Origin of the sequence: Raoultella sp. T31, assembly GCF_002806725.1 — a bacterium.
Classification (GTDB): domain Bacteria; phylum Pseudomonadota; class Gammaproteobacteria; order Enterobacterales; family Enterobacteriaceae; genus Klebsiella; species Klebsiella electrica.
Genome location: NZ_PIBO01000074.1, coordinates 1 through 5734, shown reverse-complemented (window position 1 = coordinate 5734; position 5734 = coordinate 1). Strand labels below are relative to the sequence as shown.

The following is a 5734-nucleotide window of genomic DNA, read 5'->3' as shown; positions in this document are numbered from 1 at the left end:
TCCATGTCACTTTGAGTGCCCACACAGATTGTCTGATAAATTGTTAAAGAGCAGTTGCGACGCGCTTTAGCGCTCTGTCGCGAGGTGGCGTATATTACGCTTTCCTCTTTCAGAGTCAAGCATTTATTTTTGCTTTTCTCTGTCGGTGCTCATCGCTGAACCCCGCTAACCCGGCGGCCTGTAAGCCGTTGTTCCGTGTCAGTGGAGGCGCATTATAGGCGGTAATTCTGATGTGGCAAGTTTAAATTCAAATAAATGATTCGTTCGCTCATTTATTAATCAACCACGCATCCAGGCTTTAATTCTTGCCTGGTTTTTAAACAAAAACGAGCCCGAGGGGCCCGTTTTTGTCGTTTTGTGATTTACTGCACTGCCACTATATGGTCGTTTTTAACCACCAGCTGAACTTCTTTGCCAGGGATCAGCTCGCCGGAAAGGATTTGCTGCGCCAGCGGGTTTTCAATCTGCTGCTGGATAGCGCGTTTTAACGGACGAGCGCCATACACCGGATCGTAACCATTCGCACTCAGCAACTTCAGCGCCTCATCGGACATGTGAACTTCGTAGCCACGTTCCTCCAGACGTTTGTACAGACGCTGCAGCTGAATCTGAGCAATAGAAGCAATGTGTTTTTCACCAAGCGGGTGGAAGACCACGACTTCATCAATACGGTTGATAAACTCCGGACGGAAACTCTGGCTAACCACACCCAGCACCAGATCCTTCATATGACCGTAATCCAGTTCCCCGAAACGTTCCTGGATCAGATCCGAACCAAGGTTAGAGGTCATAATCACAACCGTATTACGGAAATCAACCGTTCTCCCCTGCCCGTCTGTCAGACGACCGTCATCCAGTACCTGCAACAGAATGTTAAACACATCCGGATGAGCCTTTTCCACTTCATCCAGCAGGATGACAGAATAAGGACGACGGCGTACGGCTTCAGTCAGGTAGCCACCTTCTTCGTAACCGACATATCCCGGAGGCGCACCGACCAGACGCGATACGGAGTGTTTCTCCATAAACTCAGACATATCGATACGCACCATGGCATCATCGCTATCAAACATAAAGTTCGCCAGCGTTTTGCACAGCTCCGTTTTACCGACCCCGGTTGGGCCGAGGAACAGGAACGACCCGATTGGACGGTTAGGATCGGACAGACCGGCCCGGCTACGGCGGATGGCGTTGGATACCGCTTCAACCGCTTCGTTCTGACCAATCACCCGACTGTGCAACTCCTGCTCCATACGCAGCAGTTTTTCGCGCTCACCTTCCATCATGCGCGCAACCGGAATACCGGTCCAGCGGGCCAGCACTTCGGCAATTTCCGCATCGGTAACCCTATTACGCAGCAGGCGCATCGTTTTGCCTTCCGACTGGGTGGCTGCCGCCAGCTGTTTTTCCAGTTCCGGGATTTTACCGTACTGCAGCTCGGACATCCGCGCGAGGTCGCCGACGCGACGCGCCTGCTCAATCGCAATTTTAGCCTGCTCCAGCTCGGCTTTAATTGTCTGCGTACCGGAAAGAGAGGCTTTCTCCGCCTTCCACTCTTCTTCTAAAACGGAATACTGGCGCTCTTTATCTGCCAGCTCTTCATTCAACATATCCAGACGTTTCAGACTGGCCTCATCGGCTTCTTTCTTCAGCGCCTGCTGTTCCAGCTTGAGCTGAATAATACGTCGGTCGAGTCGGTCGAGCTCCTCCGGCTTCGAGTCAATCTGCATACGAATGCTGGATGCGGCTTCATCGATCAGGTCAATAGCTTTATCCGGCAGTTGACGGTCAGCGATATAGCGATGCGACAAGGTTGCCGCTGCGACGATCGCCGGGTCAGTGATCTGCACATGGTGGTGCAGCTCATAACGCTCTTTTAACCCGCGCAGGATCGCGATGGTATCTTCCACGCTTGGCTCAGCCACAAACACTTTCTGGAAACGACGCTCCAGCGCAGCATCTTTTTCAATATACTGACGATACTCATCGAGCGTCGTTGCGCCGACGCAGTGCAACTCTCCGCGCGCCAGAGCAGGTTTGAGCATATTCCCGGCATCCATCGCGCCGTCTGCTTTCCCCGCCCCGACCATGGTGTGCAGTTCGTCGATAAACAGGATGACATTGCCTTCCTGTTTCGCCAGATCGTTCAGCACCCCTTTCAGGCGCTCTTCGAACTCGCCGCGATATTTCGCCCCGGCCACCAGCGCGCCCATATCCAGCGCCAGTACCCGACGACCTTTCAGCCCTTCCGGTACTTCACCGTTGACAATACGCTGCGCCAGACCTTCAACGATGGCGGTTTTACCGACACCAGGTTCACCAATCAGTACCGGGTTATTTTTAGTCCTTCGCTGCAGAACCTGGATCGTACGACGAATCTCTTCGTCACGGCCAATAACCGGATCCAGCTTGCCTTGTTCTGCCCGCTCGGTCAGATCGACCGTAAATTTCTTCAATGCCTGACGTTGGTCTTCGGCACCCTGATCGTTCACGCTTTCACCTCCGCGCATTTGTTCAATCGCCTGAGTCACGTTGGCGGTTGTTGCTCCGGCGGATTTTAAAAGGTCGGTCAGCGTACCGCGTGATTCAAGCGCCGCCAGAACGAACAGTTCTGACGAAATAAAATTGTCCTTCCTCTTTTGCGCCAGCTTGTCGCAAAGGTTCAGAATACGCACTAAATCCTGAGACGGCTGTACGTCGCCACCGGTGCCTTCCACCTGCGGTAAACGGCTCAGCGCCTGAGTGATACTGGTGCTTAACTCTCCGGCGTTAATGCCAGCAGAGGTTAATAAAGGACGTACCGATCCCCCTTCCTGATTCAGCAAGGCGCTCATTAAATGAAGAGGTTCGATGAATTGGTTGTCGTGCCCGAGTGCAAGCGACTGGGCATCGGCAAGAGCAAGCTGGAATTTATTGGTAAGACGATCCAGACGCATAACTCCTCCCATAACAGGTCAAATTTGCTACTGGAGATTAAATGAGGTCGTCCCTCAATTATTCAAGGTTAAAGACCTGAACTATGCGAAAAATAAATTTGCCTTCTGGACCGTCTTGATTCGCCAGGTTATCTCAACCAGATAAAACTCGCCATACGACCCGTCATCCTATCGCGGCGATAAGAGAAAAAATCATCCTTTTCGCTTAGCGTACAGCGATCGCCGCCGAAGATCTGCGTGACGCCAACATTGGCTAAGCGCTGACGAGCCAGCCGATAGATATCAGCAAAATATTTCGCGCCGACGGGGCGGAAAGCGTCTTCCGCTTGCCCATCCTTTGCTACAAACGCATCCCGCACTTCCGGACCAACCTCAAAAGCCTCGGGACCGATCGCCGGGCCAAGCCAGGCGAGAATGTTTTCCGGCTTGTCGGCAAAACATGCGACCGTTGCTTCCAGCACCCCGTCGCATAATCCGCGCCAGCCGGCATGCGCAGCGGCAACTTCCGTCCCTGCGCGATTACAAAAAAGAACCGGCAGGCAGTCCGCCGTCATCACCGCACACACCGTGCCCGGTGTATTGCAGTATGACGCATCCGCCCGTTTTGACTCATACGGCCCGCCGTCCAGCGTCAGCACCGCGGTGCCATGAACCTGCTCCAGCCAGACCGGATACGACGGCAGTCCGCCTGCGGCAAACATCCGCTGACGGTTTTCTTCCACGTGCTGCAGATTGTCTCCGCAATGGGCGCCCAGATTGAGCGAGTCGTACGGAGGCTGACTGACGCCGCCAGTACGTGTGGAGCTACAGGCAGCTACGCCTTCCGGCACAGGCCATTGCGGTACAATCAGTTTAGTCATAGCCAGTCAATATCGTCCTTGTGATCTTCATAATCTGCACGCATTGCCTCAATCAGCTCAACCATATCCTGAGGAATCGGCGCATGCCATTCCATCTCTATGCCGCTGATCGGGTGATACAGACGTAACATCGTCGCGTGCAGCGCCTGACGGTCAAACTTACGCAGCGCGCTGATAAACGCTTCCGATGCACCTTTCGGCGGACGCGGGCGGCCGCCATAGACCTGATCGCCCACCAGCGGATGGGTGATGTGGGCCATATGCACACGAATCTGGTGAGTACGGCCGGTTTCCAGACGCAGACGCAGACGCGTGTGAATACGGAAGTGCTCCATAATACGGTAATGCGTGACCGCCGGTTTCCCCATCGGGTGCACCGCCATATGCGTGCGTTTCGTCGGGTGACGGCTGATAGGTTCTTCTACCGTCCCGCCCGATGTCATGTGACCAATGGCCACCGCTTCATACTCACGGGTGATTTCACGCAGCTGCAGCGATTCCACCAGACGAGTTTGCGCCGGGATGGTTTTCGCTACGACCATCAGACCGGTCGTATCTTTATCCAGACGGTGAACAATACCCGCGCGCGGCACGTCGGCAATCGGCGGATAATAGTGCAGCAGCGCATTCAGCACAGTACCGTCGGGGTTGCCCGCGCCTGGGTGAACAACCAGATCGCGCGGTTTATTAATCACGAGGATGTCATCATCTTCGTAGACGATATTGAGCGGAATATCCTGCGGCTCGAAGCGTACGTCTTCTTCGATTTCAACATCGATGGAGACGCTCTCTCCCCCTAATACTTTTTCTTTCGGCTTGTCGCTGACAGCGCCGTTTACCAGCACTCGCTGGTCAAGGATCCATTCTTTTATGCGCGAACGCGAATAATCCGGGAACATTTCGGCCAAAGCCTGATCTAAGCGTTGACCGAGTTGATTTTCGGACACCGTTGCGGTGAGTTGTACTCGTTGTGCCATATACAGCTTCTTCGTTTAACGTTGGGTTTTACGGCTTTGCCGTTTAATATAGTGTGCTATTGTAGCTGGTCTTAATCGGGAGCAGGAACAGAGATTCTCCCGCATAAACATTTTGAGGAAGTCAAAACGTCATGACGCGCATGAAATACCTGGTGGCAGCGGCCACACTGAGCCTGGCTTTGGTGGGTTGCTCCGGCTCAAAGGAAGAGGTGCCTGATAATCCGCCGAATGAAATCTATGCGACCGCACAGCAAAAGCTGCAGGACGGTAACTGGAAACAGGCAATAACGCAACTGGAAGCGTTGGATAACCGCTACCCGTTCGGTCCTTATTCCCAACAGGTACAGCTGGACCTGATTTATGCGTATTACAAAAATGCCGATCTGCCGCTGGCTCAGGCAGCCATCGACCGCTTCGTTCGTCTGAACCCTACGCATCCTAACATTGATTACGTCATTTATATGCGTGGCCTGACAAATATGGCGTTGGATGACAGTGCGCTGCAAGGATTCTTCGGGGTCGATCGCTCCGACCGCGACCCGCAGCACGCTCGCGATGCCTTTAACGACTTCTCCAAACTGGTACGTGGCTACCCGAACAGCCAGTATGCGACCGACGCCTACAAACGTATGGTGTTCCTGAAGGATCGCCTGGCTAAGTACGAGCTGTCGGTCGTTGATTACTACACCGACCGCGGCGCATGGGTTGCCGTCGTGAACCGTGTCGATGGTATGCTACGCAGCTACCCGGATACCCAGGCGACTCGCGATGCGCTACCGAAAATGGAAAACGCCTACCGTCAGATGCAAATGAACGCTCAGGCAGACAAGGTGGCGAAAATTATCGCCGCGAACAGTAAAAACACCTGAGTGTTTTTCAGATAAGCAAAACGGCAGCCGCGAGCTGTAATGCCGATCAGTTAAGGATCGGTTGACCGATCCAGTGGCTGTGTAAGAATCCG

The 5734-nt window shown here is 53.7% G+C and carries 4 protein-coding genes; 1 reads left to right on the top strand and 3 read right to left on the bottom strand.

Annotated features, from left to right (window positions below):
* Window positions 1-362 precede the first annotated feature (362 nt).
* The 3 genes from clpB to rluD form a co-directional block, all read right to left on the bottom strand.
* Window positions 363-2936, bottom strand: coding sequence for an ATP-dependent chaperone ClpB (gene clpB / locus CWM52_RS25700; RefSeq protein ID WP_100686644.1), 2574 nt, complete (start codon window positions 2934-2936; stop codon window positions 363-365).
* Between the two features lie 128 nt (window positions 2937-3064).
* Window positions 3065-3796, bottom strand: coding sequence for a purine nucleoside phosphorylase YfiH (gene yfiH, locus CWM52_RS25695; protein ID WP_100686643.1), 732 nt, complete (start codon window positions 3794-3796; stop codon window positions 3065-3067).
* On the bottom strand, window positions 3793-4773 hold the full coding sequence (rluD, locus tag CWM52_RS25690; RefSeq protein WP_100686642.1) for a 23S rRNA pseudouridine(1911/1915/1917) synthase RluD: 981 nt from the start codon (window positions 4771-4773) through the stop codon (window positions 3793-3795). The genes yfiH and rluD overlap by 4 nt, the downstream gene beginning before the upstream one ends.
* Before the next feature lie 131 nt (window positions 4774-4904).
* Between rluD and bamD the strand changes: the two genes are divergently transcribed.
* Entirely contained in the window at window positions 4905-5642 is a 738-nt protein-coding gene (gene bamD, locus CWM52_RS25685; protein ID WP_100686641.1) for an outer membrane protein assembly factor BamD, read from the top strand.
* Window positions 5643-5734: the final 92 nt, after the last annotated feature.

Excerpts from the sequence above, each read along its gene's own strand:
- yfiH (WP_100686643.1), bottom strand. The coding sequence starts at position 3,796 with ATGACTAAACTGATTGTACCGCAATGGCCTGTGCCGGAAGGCGTAGCT.
- rluD (WP_100686642.1), bottom strand. The coding sequence starts at position 4,773 with ATGGCACAACGAGTACAACTCACCGCAACGGTGTCCGAAAATCAACTC.
- clpB (WP_100686644.1), bottom strand. The coding sequence starts at position 2,936 with ATGCGTCTGGATCGTCTTACCAATAAATTCCAGCTTGCTCTTGCCGAT.
- bamD (WP_100686641.1), top strand. The coding sequence starts at position 4,905 with ATGACGCGCATGAAATACCTGGTGGCAGCGGCCACACTGAGCCTGGCT.